General features: G+C 73.1%; 15 protein-coding genes. 13 read left to right on the forward strand and 2 right to left on the reverse strand.

The genetic code is table 11. The features are described from left to right. Positions 1-50: 50 nt before the first annotated feature. The 4 genes from QCN29_RS25470 to QCN29_RS25485 all read left to right on the forward strand — a co-directional run bounded on the left by QCN29_RS25470 (position 51) and on the right by QCN29_RS25485 (position 2,174). Positions 51-1,283 (forward strand): helix-turn-helix domain-containing protein, encoded by a 1,233-nt coding sequence (locus tag QCN29_RS25470; RefSeq protein ID WP_279931060.1) that lies wholly within the window; start codon positions 51-53, stop codon positions 1,281-1,283. A gap of 95 nt (positions 1,284-1,378) precedes the next feature. Beyond that, positions 1,379-1,618, forward strand: coding sequence for a hypothetical protein (locus QCN29_RS25475; RefSeq protein WP_279931061.1), 240 nt, complete (start codon positions 1,379-1,381; stop codon positions 1,616-1,618). Then, complete coding sequence (locus QCN29_RS25480; protein ID WP_398859940.1) at positions 1,615-1,809, forward strand: hypothetical protein; 195 nt, start codon at positions 1,615-1,617, stop codon at positions 1,807-1,809. The genes QCN29_RS25475 and QCN29_RS25480 overlap by 4 nt, the downstream gene beginning before the upstream one ends. After that, a complete protein-coding gene (locus QCN29_RS25485) occupies positions 1,806-2,174 on the forward strand; it encodes a DUF6415 family natural product biosynthesis protein (protein ID WP_279931062.1) in 369 nt (122 codons plus the stop codon). Before QCN29_RS25480 ends, QCN29_RS25485 begins: the two co-directional genes overlap by 4 nt. Positions 2,175-2,180: 6 nt before the next feature. Here QCN29_RS25485 and QCN29_RS25490 read toward each other — a convergent pair whose 3' ends face one another. Beyond that, complete coding sequence (locus QCN29_RS25490) at positions 2,181-3,044, reverse strand: LysR family transcriptional regulator (protein WP_279931064.1); 864 nt, start codon at positions 3,042-3,044, stop codon at positions 2,181-2,183. Between the two features lie 69 nt (positions 3,045-3,113). On the opposite strand from QCN29_RS25490, the gene QCN29_RS25495 reads away from it, so the two are divergent. From QCN29_RS25495 to QCN29_RS25535, 9 genes are all read left to right on the forward strand, one after another. Next, positions 3,114-4,121: an EamA family transporter gene (locus tag QCN29_RS25495; RefSeq protein WP_279931066.1), complete on the forward strand. Its 1,008-nt coding sequence runs from the start codon at positions 3,114-3,116 to the stop codon at positions 4,119-4,121. A gap of 293 nt (positions 4,122-4,414) precedes the next feature. Further along, a complete protein-coding gene (locus QCN29_RS25500) occupies positions 4,415-5,233 on the forward strand; it encodes a TIGR03084 family metal-binding protein (protein ID WP_279931067.1) in 819 nt (272 codons plus the stop codon). Next, positions 5,230-7,008, forward strand: a complete 1,779-nt coding sequence (locus QCN29_RS25505; RefSeq protein WP_279931068.1) for an acyclic terpene utilization AtuA family protein — start codon at positions 5,230-5,232, stop codon at positions 7,006-7,008. The genes QCN29_RS25500 and QCN29_RS25505 overlap by 4 nt, the downstream gene beginning before the upstream one ends. A 28-nt stretch (positions 7,009-7,036) precedes the next feature. Then, a complete protein-coding gene (locus QCN29_RS25510) occupies positions 7,037-8,680 on the forward strand; it encodes an acyl-CoA carboxylase subunit beta (RefSeq protein WP_279931069.1) in 1,644 nt (547 codons plus the stop codon). Between the two features lie 24 nt (positions 8,681-8,704). Continuing rightward, positions 8,705-11,218 carry an ATP-binding protein gene (locus QCN29_RS25515; RefSeq protein WP_450170027.1) on the forward strand — a complete coding sequence of 838 codons (2,514 nt, stop codon included), beginning with the start codon at positions 8,705-8,707 and terminating at the stop codon, positions 11,216-11,218. After that, positions 11,215-12,351, forward strand: a complete 1,137-nt coding sequence (locus QCN29_RS25520; RefSeq protein WP_240137791.1) for an acyl-CoA dehydrogenase family protein — start codon at positions 11,215-11,217, stop codon at positions 12,349-12,351. The genes QCN29_RS25515 and QCN29_RS25520 overlap by 4 nt, the downstream gene beginning before the upstream one ends. A 67-nt stretch (positions 12,352-12,418) precedes the next feature. Then, positions 12,419-14,005: a 4-coumarate--CoA ligase family protein gene (locus QCN29_RS25525; RefSeq protein WP_279931073.1), complete on the forward strand. Its 1,587-nt coding sequence runs from the start codon at positions 12,419-12,421 to the stop codon at positions 14,003-14,005. Further along, the gene (locus tag QCN29_RS25530; RefSeq protein WP_240137789.1) at positions 14,002-14,742 is read left to right on the forward strand and encodes an enoyl-CoA hydratase family protein; all 741 of its coding nucleotides are present in this window, start codon (positions 14,002-14,004) and stop codon (positions 14,740-14,742) included. The genes QCN29_RS25525 and QCN29_RS25530 overlap by 4 nt, the downstream gene beginning before the upstream one ends. After that, positions 14,730-15,395, forward strand: a complete 666-nt coding sequence (locus QCN29_RS25535; protein ID WP_279931075.1) for a TetR/AcrR family transcriptional regulator — start codon at positions 14,730-14,732, stop codon at positions 15,393-15,395. Before QCN29_RS25530 ends, QCN29_RS25535 begins: the two co-directional genes overlap by 13 nt. 64 nt (positions 15,396-15,459) lie before the next feature. On the opposite strand, the gene QCN29_RS25540 is transcribed toward QCN29_RS25535, so the two are convergent. Beyond that, positions 15,460-16,566: a citrate synthase 2 gene (locus tag QCN29_RS25540; RefSeq protein WP_279931076.1), complete on the reverse strand. Its 1,107-nt coding sequence runs from the start codon at positions 16,564-16,566 to the stop codon at positions 15,460-15,462. Between the last annotated feature and the right edge of the window lie 89 nt (positions 16,567-16,655).

A 16,655-nucleotide genomic window follows, 5' to 3' on the forward strand; every position in this document is an offset into this window, starting at 1 on the left:
CACAGCCCCGCCCCTACTCTGACTGAAACGGCACACGGAGAAGGGGCACCATGGACATCCCCGAGGATCTCAGCACCGGCGAACGCATCCGACTCCTCCGAGAATCCCGGGGCATGTCCCGAGCCGTGCTCGCCGGGATGTGCGGCCGTGGCCCCGACTGGCTCAAGAAGATCGAGTCAGGCGAGCGGGAGCTGCGCGCCAACCACCTCGTACTACGTCTGGCCGCCGCACTCCAGCTCTCCGACGCCTCCGCGCTGACCGGCTCGACTCAAGTCGGCCAGACCGTGCCGATTGGCCGTCTTCAGCATCCGGCCATGCCCGCGATCTGGGACACCGTCATGAACACGCGCCTCTCCCTCACCGCATCTGCAACGCAGCCCGATGTGGCCGGGCTGCAGGGACGCGTCGACCAGACGTGGCGGCTCTGGCACACCTCAAGCCGCAACCGCACCGAGGTCCTCAAACTGCTCCCACCACTGATCCGGGACACCGAGAACGCGACCCGGGCACTCGACGGCGACCAGCGCCGTGCCGCGCTCGTCGCGGTCTCGGACGTCTACCGCCTCACCGGGCAGGCCACCGCCTATATCGCCCCAGCGGAGCTGGCCTGGGTGGTCGCCGACCGGGCGATGACGGCCGCGCGGGATGCGGACCAACCGGCTGCGATCGCGGCCGCCGCCTGGAACATGGGCAACATCCTGCGTGAGACCGCGTATCCGGATGAAGCCCTTGGGGTGGTGACGGAGGCCGCCGAACTGATCCGGTCCCACCTCGACGACGCTCCGGATGACTGGCGCGGCATCTACGGCGCGCTCCAACTGCACGCCGCGGTCACGGCGGCGCGGGACGGCAGGTCGGGAGACGCGTGGCGCTACTGGGGCGCCGGTGATCAGGTGGCGAAGTCGCTGCCCGCCTCGTACGTGCACCCGTCCACCGTGTTCGGCCGGGCGAACGTCGACTTCCACGAGATCAGCGTGGCGGTCGATCTGAAGACCAGTCGCCAGGCGCTTTCCGCGGCGAACGACGTCGACCCGGACGAGATGCCCTCGGTGGAGCGGCGAGCGCGCTTGTGGGTGGAGGTCGCCCGTGGGCATCTGCAACGGGGGGACCACACGGCCGCGCTGCATGTGATGCAGCTCGCGCACCGGATCGGGGCGGAGACGGTCGAGTACACGCCGTCCGCTCGTACGGCGGTGGCCGAGCTGTGGCGGGATGTGCCTCGGGCGCTGCGCCCGGAGGCGGCGAGGTTGGCAGGGCGGATCGGTCTGCGCGAAGCAGGGTAGGGGGACACCGGGGGTAGCGGGGACGTCCTGTCCCCGTTACCGCGTGGTAGCGATCGTACGGTGACGGCCCGTCAAAGCCGATACCTGGAGAGCTGATGGCCACAACCTGGCATGCCTCACCGCGTCCGGGCGCGCCGCCCATGGGCGATGCCGACACCGGAGAGATCCGCGTACCACTGGACTTGTGGTGCGTCGACAGGCCGCAGGGTCAAGCCGATCTCGTCCTGTCCCGCGTCGAGGCCGAGCACGTGTATGCACATCTGTCCCGCCTGCTGAACCAGCCGCGGCTGTCGCACCCGCGCACCGTCCACCCGGCAGCGAGGGGAGCGTCGTGACCGTGTACGGACCGCTCCCAGTCCACCTGCTGCCTCCCGGCGACGTCCCCGACCCCGCGCCCGGATGCGGTGTCTGCGCGGCCCTGGCCCAGCAGCGTGCCGCAGCGCTCGCCGCCGGGGACCGGTCGAAGGCCGTGGACTGCAACGTCGAGCTCCGTAACCACCCCCACACCACCGGGAGCGACGCATGAACCCCGCAGCGAACCCGACGAGCCTCAGTACGGCGGGGATGCGGGTGGACGCCGAGCGGTTGCTGGCCTGTACCGCCGATGTGCCCGCGTACGACGGGCTGCATGAGCTGACCCTGCGGCTGCGCGGACATGTGATGTGGCTCGTTCCCGTCGTGAGCGACCGGATCGCCGCGTACCCGCGCAACGACGACGCCTTGGCCGCCGCGCTGGGCGGCGTCGCCCGGGCTCACCGTTGTCTTGATGAGCAGTTGACCGGCGCCGGCCTCACCCAGGCCGTCGACTACGCCCGGCGTCTCGCCCGCACGGTGCTCGCGCTCACCGGCTGCCTGGCCCGGCTTGAGCAGGGCTGGGGAGGGGATGCCTGAGGCGGGTCACGTATGCCGTTCCGACGTCACCTCGTGTGCCAGGGTGGACAGTTGGGGGAGCGCCGGGTGGGCCGGGCCCTGGCGGTGGGCCAGGAGGACCGGGATGTCGGGGGCGTCCGGGAGCGGGCGGTAGGTGACGCCTGGGTACGGGTGGAGCGCGGCCGTCGATGAGCCCGAGACGCCCGCGCCGCGGCCTGCCGCGATCGCGGTGAGCCAGTCGTCCGTGTTGGCGACGGTCAGCACGGCGGCCGGCCGGGCGGAGGGCGGCCACAGGTCGAGGGTCGTCGTGCCGGAGACCGGGTTGAGGATCACCGGGAGCGCCGCGAGGTCGGTGAGGGTGAGCGACGGGCGGTCCGCCAGCGGATGGTCGGAGGGGAGCGCGGCGACGCGGGGCTCCGTGAAGAGCAGCTCGGTGACCAGGCCGGGGACGTCCGCCGGGCCCCGCAGCACTGCCGCGTCCACCTCGCCGCGGGTCAGGCCCGCCGTGATGTCGTCGATGCGGAGGAGTTCCAGCGGGGTCTCGGGGTGCTCCTGTTGCCAGCGGCGCAGCAGGGGAGTGGTGTACGGGCCGAGCGCCGACCAGGCGTGGCCGAGCCGCAGCGGCCAGCGGCGCAGCCGCCCCGTGTCGAGTGCCTCGTCGAACGCGGCCACCGCGGCCGCCGCCTTGTCGCGGAAGGCCCTGCCCTCGGCCGTGAGTGCCACATGGTGGGTGGAGCGGTCTACGAGCAGTACGCCGAGGGCCCGTTCCAGCGCGGCCAGTGTGCGCGAGACCGCGGGCTGGGTGATGCCGAGCCGGTACGCCGCGCGGGTCACGCTGGACTCCTCCGCCACGGCGAGGAAGCAACGCAGATGACGCACCTCGATGCTCATGCTTCACAAGCATAACCGCAGACCAATAGACATTTCACTGCGGACGCGGCAGTCCCTACCGTGGGGCGGGTGAACAGCGAGACAGCGACGAGGGGTGCGGCCGGGCCCGCGCACCCGGCCCGCCAGGCGGGGCAGCAGGCGGGGCAGGCCGGACGGCCCGCAGGGGTCACGGAGAGCGGGCGCGGCGCGCAGGGTGGCCAGAGTGGGCGGGCCGGGCAGGGCGGGCGGCGCGGAGGGCCGTCCCTCGGGCCCGTCTCGCTCGTCGTAGCGGGCGCCCTGTCCGTGCAGTTCGGCGCAGCCGTCGCCGTGCTGCTGATGCCGCGCGCCGGGGCCCTCGGCGTCGTCACCCTGCGGCTGGGGCTCGCCGCCCTGGTGATGCTCGCCGTCTGCCGCCCCCGGCTGCGCGGGCACTCGCGCGCCGACTGGGGCACGGTCGTCGCGTTCGGCGCCGCCATGGCGGCCATGAACACGCTCTTCTACCAGGCGGCCGACCGCATCCCCCTCGGCGCGGCCGTCACCTTCGAGGTGCTCGGCCCGCTCGCCCTCTCCGTCATCGTCTCCCGGCGCTGGGTCAACCTCGTCTGGGCCGGGCTCGCCCTGGGCGGCGTGGTGCTGCTCAGCGGCGGCGGCTTCGACCGCCTCGACCCCGTCGGCGCGGCCTTCGCGCTCGCCGCGGGCTCGATGTGGGCCGCGTACATCGTCTTCAGCGCCCGCACCGGCCGCCGCTTCCCGCAGGCGGACGGCCTGGCGCTGGCCATCGGCGTCGCCGCGCTGCTCACCCTGCCGCTGGGCGTCGCCGAGGCCGGGACGACGCTGATCACACCCGCCGTTCTCGTCCTCGGCCTCGCGGTCGCACTGCTGTCGTCCGTCCTGCCCTACACCCTCGAACTGCTCGCCCTGCGCCGTCTGCCCGCCTCCACCTTCGCCGTGCTGATGAGCCTGGAGCCGGCGATCGCCGCGGGGGCCGGGTTCCTGGTGCTGCATCAGGCCCTTTCGCTCGTCGACGCGTTGGCGATCGCGCTGGTCATCGCGGCGAGCATGGGAGCGGTGCGGACGCAGGTGGCCGGAAAGGGCTAGTGCCCCTCCCGGCAAGCTTTGCCCTGTCGCGCCGCCCTGCACGCACGCTCGCTGCGTTGGCCAAAAGCCCAAGTAGCTCCGCTACGAGGGCTTCCGGCCGCCTTGCGATCGCACGCACCGGACGACGCTCCTTGACGGGCAAACATTGCCGGTCGCGGCACTAGAAATCAAAGCAAGCATGCTTGCTTGTTTTTGTCGGCGCTGCCATGNAAATCAAAGCAAGCATGCTTGCTTGTTTTTGTCGGCGCTGCCATGCTCCAGGGCACTGACGTCGTGCCCCGAGGGAGCGCCTCGTGTCCGATCCCGTCCCCGCCGCCGTGCCCGTCCCCATCGCCGTCCTCGACGATCTGAGACAGGAGAGCCGTGAGCTCGACCGGCTGGTGAGGGAGCTGAGTCCCGAGCGCTGGCGCACCGCGACGCCCGCCCCCGGCTGGACGGTCGCCCATCAGATCGCCCACCTGGCCTGGACCGACGCCGCCGCGCTGCTGGCCGCCACCGATCCCGACGCCTTCGCCGCCGAGGTCGAAAAGGCCCTCGGCGCGCCCGAGTCGTTCGTCGACGAAGGCGCGCGGGCGGGGGCCGCCGCGCCGCCGGACGCACTGCTCGCCCGCTGGCGGGAGGGGCGCGAACGGCTGCAGCACGCCCTGCGCGCGGCCCCGCCGGGCGCCCGGCTGCCCTGGTACGGCCCGCCCATGGGCGTTGCGTCCATGGCGAGCGCCCGGCTGATGGAGACCTGGGCGCACGGCCAGGACATCGCAGACGCACTCGGAGCCGTACGCAGCCCGACCGCGCGGCTGCGGCATGTGGCCCGCATCGGCGTCCGGACCCGCGACTACGCGTACGGGGCACGGGGGCTGACGCCGCCCGCGGACGCGTTCCGCGTCGAGCTGACCGCCCCGGACGGCACGGAGGTGTGGGTGTACGGCCCCGAGGACGCGCCCCAGCGCGTGACCGGCCCCGCCCTCGACTTCTGCCTGCTCGTCACCCAGCGCGCCCACCGCGCCGACCTCGCGCTGCGCGCCGAAGGCCCGGACGCCGACCGCTGGCTGGACATCGCCCAGGCGTTCGCCGGACCGGCGGGCCTCGGACGCCCGCCGAAGGGGTCGATATGACGGACCCGGTCCTCCGGATCGGCAACGCCTCCGGCTTCTACGGTGACCGATTCGACGCCATGCGCGAGATGCTCGAAGGCGGCGAACTGGACGTCCTCACCGGGGACTACCTCGCCGAGCTCACCATGCTCATCCTCGGCCGGGACCGGCTCAAGGACGCCCGCCTCGGCTACGCCAAGACCTTCCTCCGTCAGCTCGAGGAGTGCCTCGGCCTCGCCCTCGACCGCGGCGTGCGCATCGTCGCCAACGCGGGCGGGCTGAACCCCTCCGGCCTCGCCGACGCCGTGCGCGGCCTCGCCGAGCGCCTCGGCGTCCCCGCCCGCGTCGCCCATGTCGAAGGCGACGACCTGCTGGCACGCGGCCGCTGGGGCGCGGGCGTGCTCACCGCCAACGCCTACCTCGGCGGGGGCGGGATCGCCGCCTGTCTGCGCGCCGGGGCGGATGTCGTGGTCACCGGCCGGGTCACGGACGCGGCCCTGGTCACCGGCCCGGCCGTCGCCCACTTCGGCTGGGACCCCGAGGACCCCGGGTACTACGACGCCCTCGCCGGGGCCGTCCTCGCGGGCCATGTGCTGGAGTGCGGCACCCAGGCCACCGGCGGCAACTACGCCTTCTTCGCCGGACACGACGCCCGCTCCCTGCGCCGCCCCGGCTTCCCCCTCGCCGAGCTCCGCGCCGACGGCTCCTCCGTCATCACCAAACACCCCGGTACCGGCGGCCTCGTGGACGTCGGAACCGTCACCGCGCAGCTGCTGTACGAGACCGGCGGCGCGCGCTACGCGGGCCCGGACGTCACCGCCCGCCTCGACACCGTACGGCTGGAGCCGGACGGGCCGGACCGGGTGCGCATCTCCGGCGTACGCGGTGAGGCCCCGCCCCCCACCCTCAAGGTCGGCCTCAACCGCATCGGCGGCTGGCGCAACGAGGTCGTGTTCGTCCTCACCGGACTCGACATCGAGGCCAAGGCCCAACTGGTCCGGGACCAGCTCGAAGACGCCTTCGCCGCGGACGGCGGCAGACAGCGGCCCGCGCATGTGCACTGGGAGCTCGCCCGCACCGAGCGGGAGGACGGCGACACCCAGGAGCGCGCCAGCGCCTATCTGCGGCTCGTCGTCCGCGACGGCGACCCGGAGAAGGTGGGCCGGGCCGTCAGCGGCGCGGCCGTCGAGCTGGCGCTCGCCAGCTACCCCGGCTTCCATGTCACGGCCCCGCCCGGCAAAGGCGCGCCCTACGGCGTCTTCGAGGCGCGGTACGTCGACCTGGGCGATGCGCCACACACGGCGGTGCTGCCCGATGGGGAGCGGGTGGCCGTCTCCCCTCCCGCCCGTACCGAGCCGGCCGCCCCGGCGCACTCGCCCGCCTCCGTGCGCCCGTCCGCCTCCGTGCACTCGCCCGCCTCCGTGCGCCCGTCCGCCGGGCTGCCCGACCCGCTGCCGCCGGGACCGTGCCGGGCCGCGCCCCTGGGCCTCGTCGCTGGCGCACGCAGCGGCGACAAGGGCGGCGACGCCAACGTCGGGGTGTGGGCGCGCTCCGACGAAGCCTGGCGCTGGCTGGCCCACGAGCTGACCGAGGACCGCTTCCGCGCGCTGCTCCCGGAGACCGCGGGACTCGTCGTCGTACGCCATGTCCTGCCCAATCTGCGCGCCCTCAACTTCGTGGTCGAGGGCATCCTCGGCGAAGGCGTCGCCGCACAGGCCCGCTTCGACCCACAGGCCAAGGCACTGGGCGAGTGGCTGCGTTCGCGGTACGTCGACATTCCGGAGGTGCTGCTGTGACGGCCATCGACATTCCGGAGGTGCTGCTGTGACGGCCATCGATGTCAGGGGCGCCGAGTACGCCGCCAACCGCGAGGCCATGCTCGCCAAGCTGGCCGACCTCGAAGCCGAGCACGCCAAAGCGCTCGCGGGCGGCGGCGAGAAGTACCGCGCCCGCCACCGCGACCGCGGCAAACTGCTCGCCCGCGAACGCGTCGAGCTGCTCCTCGACCCGGACACGCCCTTCCTCGAACTGTCCCCGCTCGCAGCCTGGGGCAGCGACTACCCGGTCGGCGCGTCGATGGTCACCGGCATCGGCGTCGTCGCGGGCGTGGAGTGCGTGATCACCGCCAACGACCCCACCGTGCGCGGCGGAGCGTCCAACCCCTGGACCCTGAAGAAGGCCCTGCGCGCCAACGAGATCGCCTTCGCCAACCGGCTGCCGTGTATCTCGCTCGTCGAGTCGGGCGGCGCGGACCTGCCGTCCCAGAAGGAGATCTTCATCCCCGGCGGGGCGCTGTTCCGGGACCTGACCCGGCTCTCTGCCGCCGGGATACCCACGATCGCCGTCGTCTTCGGCAACTCCACGGCCGGCGGGGCGTACGTCCCCGGCATGTCCGACCACGTCATCATGATCGAGGAGCGGTCGAAGGTCTTCCTCGGCGGGCCGCCGCTGGTGAAGATGGCGACCGGCGAGGAGAGCGACGACGAGTCGCTGGGCGGCGCGCGGATGCACGCCCGCACCTCGGGACTCGCGGACTACTTCGCGGTCGACGAACCCGACGCGCTGCGGCAGGCCCGGCGCGTGGTCGCCCGGCTCAACTGGCGCAAGGCGCATCCGGCGCCGCCGCATCCCGTCGTGCCGCCGCGGCACGACCCCGAGGAACTGCTCGGCATCGTCCCCGGCGATCTGCGCACCCCCTTCGACCCGCGCGAGGTGATCGCGCGAATCGTCGACGGCGTCGACGGCGCTGACGGCGCTGACGCTTCGGATGGATCGGACGGGTCGGGTGGTTCGGGGTTCGACGAGTTCAAGCCCCTGTACGGGCCGAGCCTGGTGACCGCGTGGGCGCGGCTCGCCGGGTATCCCCTCGGGGTGCTGGCCAATGCGCAGGGCGTGCTGTTCAGCGAGGAGTCGCAGAAGGCGGCGCAGTTCATCCAGCTCGCCAACCAGCGCGATGTTCCACTGCTCTTCCTGCACAACACCACCGGCTACATGGTCGGCAAGGAGTACGAGCAGGGCGGGATCGTCAAACACGGCTCGATGATGATCAACGCGGTGTCGAACTCGCGCGTGCCGCATCTGAGCGTGCTGCTGGGCGCGTCGTACGGGGCCGGGCACTACGGCATGTGCGGACGCGCCTACGACCCCCGCTTCCTCTTCGCCTGGCCGAGCGCCAAGTCGGCGGTGATGGGGCCGCAGCAGCTCGCGGGCGTGCTGTCGATCGTCGCGCGGCAGTCGGCGGCGGCGAATGGGCAGCCGTATGACGACGAGGCCGACGCCGCACTCCGCAGCATGGTGGAGCAGCAGATCGAGTCCGAGTCGCTGCCGATGTTCCTGTCCGGTCGGCTGTACGACGACGGGGTGATCGACCCGCGCGATACGCGGACCGTGCTGGGGCTGTGTCTGTCGGCGATCCACACCGCGCCGGTGGAAGGCGCACGCGGCGGCTTCGGCGTCTTCCGGATGTGAGGGCTTGGAATGGTGCTTCGTTCTGTGCTGGGTTCTGTTCTGGTCGCGAACCGCGGGGAGATCGCCTGCCGGGTCTTCCGCACCTGCCGGGAGCTGGGCATCGCTGCCGTCGCGGTGTTCTCGGACGCGGATGAGGGCGCGCTGCACGTGCGGGAGGCGGATACGGCGGTACGGCTGCCGGGGGCGGCGCCCTCGGAGACGTATCTGCGCGGCGATCTGATCGTCAAGGCGGCGCTGGCGGCGGGCGCGGACGCGGTGCACCCGGGATACGGGTTCCTGTCGGAGAACGCGGACTTCGCGCGGGCGGTCGAGGACGCCGGGCTGGTGTGGATCGGGCCGCCGCCGGCCGCGATCGAGGCGATGGCGTCCAAGACGCGGGCGAAGGAGCTGATGGGGCTCGCTCAGCTGGACCCCGCTTCGCTGACCGAGGGCGATCTGCCGGTGCTGGTGAAGGCCGCGGCGGGCGGCGGCGGCCGCGGCATGCGGATCGTCCGCGAACTGCCCCTGCTGGAGGGGGAACTGGCGGCGGCCCGGGCGGAGGCGGAGTCGGCCTTCGGCGACGGCGAGGTGTTCGTCGAGCCGTACGTCGAACGGGGCCGGCACGTCGAAGTCCAGATCGCCGCGGACGCCTTCGGCACGGTGTGGGCGCTGGGCACGCGGGACTGCTCGCTCCAGCGCCGCCACCAGAAGGTGATCGAGGAGTGCCCGGCGCCGGGCCTGCCGGACGGGGTGTTCGGCGAGGTGCGCGGGTCGGCGGAGCGCGTGGCGCGGACGGTGGGGTACCGGGGAGTGGGCACGGTCGAGTTTCTCGTCTCGCCCGACGGCCGGGCGCACTTCCTGGAGATGAACACGCGGCTGCAGGTGGAGCACCCGGTGACGGAGGCGGTGTACGGGATCGACCTGGTCGCCCTCCAACTCCGCCTTGCGGAAGGGGCGGCGCTGCCCGACGCCCCGCCGGCGCCGCACGGGCACGCGGTGGAGGCGAGGCTGTACGCGGAGGATCCGGGGCGGGGCTGGACGCCGACGTCGGGCGCGCTGCACGCGCTGAGCTTCCCCACCCGCCCGCCCTCGTCGGTCGGGGGCTCCGCCCCCGACACCCCTGGCGGCTCCGCCGCCAACGCCTTCGGCGGCTCCGCCGCCTGGCCGGGCCCGGCCGCCGCGCGTGGCGCGGGCGGCGCGTCGGCCGCGGGCGGTGGTGTTGCGGGTCTGTCGGCTGAACCGGCGTCGCGTGCGCCGGGTGCGGCGGTGAACGTCGGGGGCGGCTTCGGCACGCCCGGCAGCCCGGCTGAACCTGCGGGTTCGGCTGGGGGTGGTGGTGTTGCGGGTCTGTCGGCTGAACCGGCGTCGCGTGCGCCGGGTGCGGCGGTGAGCGCCGGGGGCGGCTTCGGCACGCCCGGCGGTCCGGCGGGCCCGGAGAACGCCGCGGTGGGCGGAGACGACGCCTCTGCTGCGGTGGACGCGCATGCCCTCGCGGGCCGCCCCGCCGCCCCGGCGGCGCGCGCTCCGGTTGCGGCGGGCGTTGTCGGGGGCGAAGGCCCGGCCGCCCTCCCCTGGGTGCGGGTGGACGCCGGATACGCCGCGGGGGACGCCGTCGGGGTGCACTACGACGCCATGGTGGCAAAGGTGATCGCGTGGGGGGCCACCCGGGAGGAGGCCGTGCGGAGGCTCGCGGACGCGCTGCGGCGGGGGCGGGTGCACGGGCCGGTGACCAATCGGGAGGTGCTCGTACGGTCGCTGGAGCATCCGGAGTTCCGCGAGGGACGGATGGACACCGGGTTCTACGAGCGGCATCTGGCGGAGCTCACCGCGCCCGCCGGCGGCGAGCGGCACGCCGCGGTGGCCGCCGCGCTCGCGGACGCGGCGCGGCGGGGCGGGACGGGCCCCGGCGCATGGCGGAATCTGCCGTCGCAGCCGCAGACGAAGACATACGGCGAGCACACCGTCCGGTACCGCCGCACCCGCGACGGCGGGTACGCGCTCGTGGACGAACCGGGCGTGCGCGTCGCGGGTGTGACACCCCGGACCGTGTGGCTGGAGATCGACGGGGTCGTCCGGCGGCACGACGTCAGCGTGTACGGCGCGGCGCCGGAGCGGGTGTACGTCGACTCGGTCGGGACCGGCAGTCACGCACTCCTCGTCCGGCCCCGCTTCCCCGACCCGCAGGACCGCACCGAACCCGGCTCGCTGCTCGCCCCCATGCCCGGCACCGTCGTCCGCGTCGGCGAAGGGCTCAAGCCGGGGGCGCGTGTGCGGGCCGGGCAGCCGCTCGTCTGGCTGGAGGCCATGAAGATGGAGCACCGCGTCGACGCTCCCGCCTCCGGCACGCTCACCGCGCTCCACGCCGTCCCCGGCCGCCAGGTCGAGGTCGGTGAGCTTCTCGCCGTCGTCGACGAAGCACGGGACGACGCGGGGACCGGCGCGGGGACCGGCGCGGAGACCGGCGTAAAAGCCGAAGCGAAGGCCGACATGAAAGCCGACATACAGGACGACATACAGGACGACATACAGGACGACATGCAGGAGGACGAACCATCGTGAACCTGATCCTGGAAACGGAAGAGCACACCCAGCTGCGGTCCGCCGTCGCCGCCCTCGGCCGCCGCCACGGCCGCGGCTGCGACCCCGAAGCCCTGTGGACGGAGGCCGCGAAACTCGGCTATCTGGGCGTCAACCTCCCCGAGGAGCACGGCGGCGGGGGCGGCGGCATCGCCGAGCTGTCCATCGTGCTGGAGGAGCTGGGGGCCGCGGGCTGCCCGCTGCTGATGATGATCGTGTCGCCCGCCATCTGCGGCACCGTCATCGCCCGCTTCGGCACCGAGGAACAGCGCCGCACCTGGCTCCCCGGCCTCGCCGACGGCTCCCGCACGATGGCCTTCGGCATCACCGAGCCCGACGCCGGATCGAACTCCCACCGCATCACCACCACGGCGCGCCGTGCGGACGACGGCGGCTGGGTCCTCACCGGGCGCAAGGTCTTCATATCCGGCGTGGACATCGCCGACGCCACCCTCGTCGTCGGCCGCACCGAAGACGCCCGCACCGGGAAACTCAAGGCCTGCCTGTTCATCGTCCCGCGTGAGACCCCCGGCTTCACCCGTTCGCGGATCGACATGGAGCTGCACGCCCACGAGAAGCAGTTCGAGCTGGTCCTCGACGAGGTGCGCCTCCCCGCCGACGCCCTTGTGGGCGACGAGGACGCGGGGCTGCTGCAACTGTTCGCCGGGCTCAACCCGGAGCGCATCATGACCGCCGCGTTCGCCATCGGCATGGGCCGCTACGCACTGGACCGGGCCCTCGAATACGCCCGCGACCGCCAGGTGTGGCAGACCCCCATCGGCGCGCACCAGGCGATCGCCCACCCCCTCGCCCAGGCGCACATCGAGCTGGAACTGGCCCGGCTGATGATGCAGAAGGCCGCCGCCCTCTACGACGCGGGCGACGACGTCGCCGCGGGCGAGGCCGCCAACATGGCCAAGTACGCGGCGGGAGAGGCCTGTGTGAAGGCAGTCGACCAGGCCGTGCACACGCTCGGCGGCAACGGGCTCACCCGCGAGTACGGCCTCGCCTCCCTGGTGACCGCCGCACGCGTCTCGCGCATCGCGCCGGTCAGCCGGGAGATGATCCTCAACTACGTCTCTCATCAGACCCTGGGTCTCCCCAAGTCGTACTGACGCACGCCATGCTGGCCGTCCGCGCTGTCATCGCCAGCACCGCCGTCACCGACAAGGGGTCGTCGCCATGGTGTTCCGCAGTCCGTACGCAGCAGTCCCGGCCGTCAACGAGCCCATCCACCAGGCCGTTCTCGGCCGCGCCGGGGAGTTCGGCGACACCGTCGCCCTCGTCGACGGCGTGAACGGCCGGACCGTGACCTACGCCCAGCTCGACCGCTTCCACCGTCGCATCGCGGCAGCACTCGCCGACGCCGGACTGCGCAAGGGCGATGTGCTGGCGCTGCACAGCCCCAACACGATCGCCTACCCGGCCGTCTTCTACGGCGCGGCCCGCGCCGGGGCGTCCGTCACCACCGTCCATCCGCTCGCCACGCCGGAGGAGTTCGCCAAGCAGCTGAGCGACTCCTCCGCCCGCTGGATCGTCACCGTGTCCCCGCTGCTCGACAACGCCCGCCGCGCCGCGGAACTCGCCGGCGGCATCGCCGAGATCTACGTCTGCGACACCGCGGACGGACATGTCAGCGTGCTCGACATGCTCGGCTCGACCGCTCCCGAGCCGGAGGTCGCCATCGACCCCGCCGAGGACGTGGCGGCCCTCCCGTACTCCTCCGGCACCACCGGGGTCCCCAAGGGGGTGATGCTCACCCACCGCTCCATCGCCACCAACCTCGCCCAGCTCGCCCCGGCCATCCCGATGGGACCGGGCGACCGCATCCTCGCCGTGCTCCCCTTCTTCCACATCTACGGTCTGACCGCTCTGATGAACGCCCCTCTGCGCCATGGCGCGACCGTCGTCGTGCTGCCGCGCTTCGAGCTGGGGACCTTCCTCGCCGCGATCGAGAAGCACCGCATCAACGGCCTGTACGTCGCCCCGCCCATCGTGCTGGCGCTCGCCAAGCACCCGGCCGTCGCCGACTACGACCTGTCCTGTCTGGAGTACATCGTCAGCGCCGCCGCCCCGCTCGACGCGCACCTGGCGCAGGCCTGCTCCAAGCGGCTCGGACTGCCGCCCGTCCTGCAGGCCTACGGCATGACGGAACTGTCCCCCGGCACCCATGCGGTGCCGCTCGCCGCGCAGAACCCGCCTCCCGGCGCCGTGGGGCGGCTGCTCCCCGGCACCGAGATGCGGCTCCTCGCCCTCGACGGCTCCGGCAAGGACGCCGACGCCGGACAGGAGGGCGAGATAGCGATCCGCGGGCCGCAGGTGATGAAGGGCTACCTCGGCCGGCCCGACGCCACCGCCGCGATGATCGACGAGGAGGGGTGGGTGCACACCGGCGACATCGGGCGAGTCGAGGGCGACGGCTGGCTCTTCGTCGTCGACCGGGTCAAGGAGCTCATCAAGTACAAGGGCTACCAGGTGGCCCCCGCCGAGCTGGAGGCCCTGCTGCTCACCCACGAGGGCATCGCGGACGCCGCCGTGGTCGGCGTGCCGGACGACGACGGGAACGAGATCCCCAAGGCGTACGTCGTACGGCAGCGGTCCGCCGCGGACCTCACCGCCGACGAGGTGACGGCGTTCGTCGCCGAACGGGTCTCCCCGTACAAGAAGATCCGCCGGGTCGCGTTCGTCGACGGTGTGCCGCGCGCCGCCTCGGGAAAGATCCTGCGACGAGAACTGCGCGAGAGCGATCGCGAGAGGAAAACCGAATGACGCTGGTGCTCAGCGGCCGTGAACGCGGCATCGCCACCCTGACGCTCGACTCGCCCGCCAACCGCAACGCCCTGTCGGCGCGGCTCGTCGACGAACTGGCGCAGGCCCTCGCCGACTGCGCCCGGGACGAGGCCGTGCGGGCCGTGGTCCTCACCCACACTGGGACCGCCTTCAGCGCGGGCGCGGACCTGAAGGCCCCGCCCAACCCGTACACGTTCGTCGCGCTGCTGCGGCAGCTCGTCACCCTGCCCAAGCCGGTGGTGGCGCGCGTCGACGGACATGTGCGGGCCGGGGGCATCGGACTGGTCGGGGCCTGCGACATGGCGGCGGCGAGCGCGGGCTCCGACTTCGCGTTCACGGAGGTGCGGCTCGGGGTGGCGCCCGCGGTGATCTCCCTGCCCCTGCTGCCGCGCATGGACCCGCGGGCCGCCGAACGCTACTGCCTGACCGGGGAGCGGTTCACAGCGGCGGAGGCGGTCCGCGCCGGGCTGCTCACCGTCGCGGCCGAGGACGGCGACGTCGACCGCGTGCTCGCCCCGCTCCTCGACGGGCTGCGCAGGGCGTCCCCGCAGGGGCTGGCAGCGGCGAAGCAGCTGCTCGCGGCTAGGGTGCTGGAGACCTTCGAGCGCGACGCGGAGGACCTCGTACAGCGCTCGGCCTCGCTGTTCGCCTCACCCGAGGCGCGCGAGGGCATGACGGCCTTGCTGGAACGACGGGACCCCGCATGGGTGTTGTAGCGACCACGCACACCGGGCAGAACTCCGTGCCCGGTGCGCAGAACACCGCGCACACCGGGCAGAACACCGCGCCCGGCGCCGCAAGCGCCCCGAAGCAGGACCGCAGCCGGGCCACCCGTCAGCGGCTGCTGGAAGCCGCCGTGGCCTGCCTCGCCGAACACGGCTGGGCGGGCTCCACGGTCCTCGTCGTCGCCGAACGCGCCGGGGTCTCCCGCGGTGCGGCGCAGCACCACTTCCCCACCCGCGAGGACCTGTTCACGGCGGCCGTCGAATACGTCGCCGAGCAGCGCTCCAGCGCCCTCGCCTCCCTCGCGGGCGGGGACCGCAGGGAGATCGCCGCCGCAATCGTCGACCTCTACACCGGACCGCTGTTCCGGGCCGCGCTGCACCTGTGGACAGCCGCCTCGAACGAGGAACAGCTCCGCCCGCGCGTCACGGAGCTGGAGGCGAAGGTCGGCCGCGAGACGCACCGCATCGCCGTCGAGCTGCTGGGCGCGGACGAGTCCCGGCCGGGTGTGCGCGAGACCGTGCAGGGGCTGCTGGACATGGCGCGGGGGCTGGGGCTCGCCACTCTCCTCACCGACGACAGCGCGCGCCGCAGCAGGGTGGTCGCCCAGTGGGCGTCGCTGGTCGACGCCCAACTGGGCCCCTGATTCGAGCCGGTCAGGTGATTCCGCCGGCCAAGGCGATTCAGCCGATTCGGGGGATTCGGCCGATTCAGCCGATGCCGGCGATGTCGTCGTAGCCGGCGATCTCACGCGGGCTGCGCGAGCCCGGCCCCACATACCGCGCCGAAGGACGCACCAGCCGGCCCGTGCGCTTCTGCTCCAGGATGTGCGCCGACCAGCCCGCCGTGCGGGCGCAGGTGAACATCGACGTGAACATGTGCGCAGGAACCTCGGCGAAGTCCAGCGTGATAGCCGCCCAGAACTCCACGTTCGTCGCCAGGACCCGGTCCGGGCGGCGGCTGTGCAGCTCCTCCAGCGCGGCCTTCTCCAGCGCCTCGGCGACCTCGTAGCGCGGTGCGCCCAGCTCCTTGGCGGTGCGGCGCAGCACCCGGGCGCGCGGGTCCTCGGCGCGGTACACGCGGTGCCCGAAGCCCATCAGCCGCTCGCCCTTGTCCAGGGCCTGCTTGACGTACGCGACGGCGTCGCCCGTGCGCTCGATCTCCTCGATCATGCCGAGGACGCGGGAGGGCGCGCCGCCGTGCAGCGGCCCCGACATCGCGCCGACGGCGCCGGAGAGCGCGGCCGCCACATCGGCGCCGGTGGAGGCGATGACGCGGGCGGTGAAGGTGGAGGCGTTCATGCCGTGCTCGGCCGCCGAGGTCCAGTAGGCGTCCACGGCCTTGACGTGCTTGGGGTCCGGCTCGCCGCGCCAGCGGATCATAAAGCGCTCGACGACCGACTGCGCCTTGTCGATCTCCCGCTGCGGGACCATCGGCAGGCCCTGGCCGCGTGCGGACTGGGCGACGTACGACAGCGCCATCACGGCGGCGCGCGCCAGGTCCTCACGGGCCTGCGCCTCGTCGATGTCGAGAAGCGGCTTCAGCCCCCACACCGGGGCGAGCATGGCCAGCGCGGACTGCACGTCGACGCGGATGTCGCCGGAGTGCACGGGGATGGGGAAGGGCTCGGCGGGCGGCAGACCGGGGTTGAACGCGCCGTCGACCAGCAGACCCCAGACGTTGCCGAAGGACACCTGGCCGACCAGGTCCTCGATGTCGACGCCCCGGTAGCGGAGCGCGCCGCCCTCCTTGTCGGGTTCTGCGATCTCCGTCTCGAACGCGACGACTCCCTCGAGTCCAGGTACGAAGTCGGACATCAGGCGGCTCCTCAAGGTGGCTGCGACTTCAGGCGGGTTGCTACGCCCCGGCGGTGCCCGGTACGGCGGGCCGTCGGCGGGCCGTCCGG

This window comes from Streptomyces chengmaiensis, assembly GCF_029846775.1.
Taxonomy (GTDB): domain Bacteria; phylum Actinomycetota; class Actinomycetes; order Streptomycetales; family Streptomycetaceae; genus Streptomyces; species Streptomyces chengmaiensis.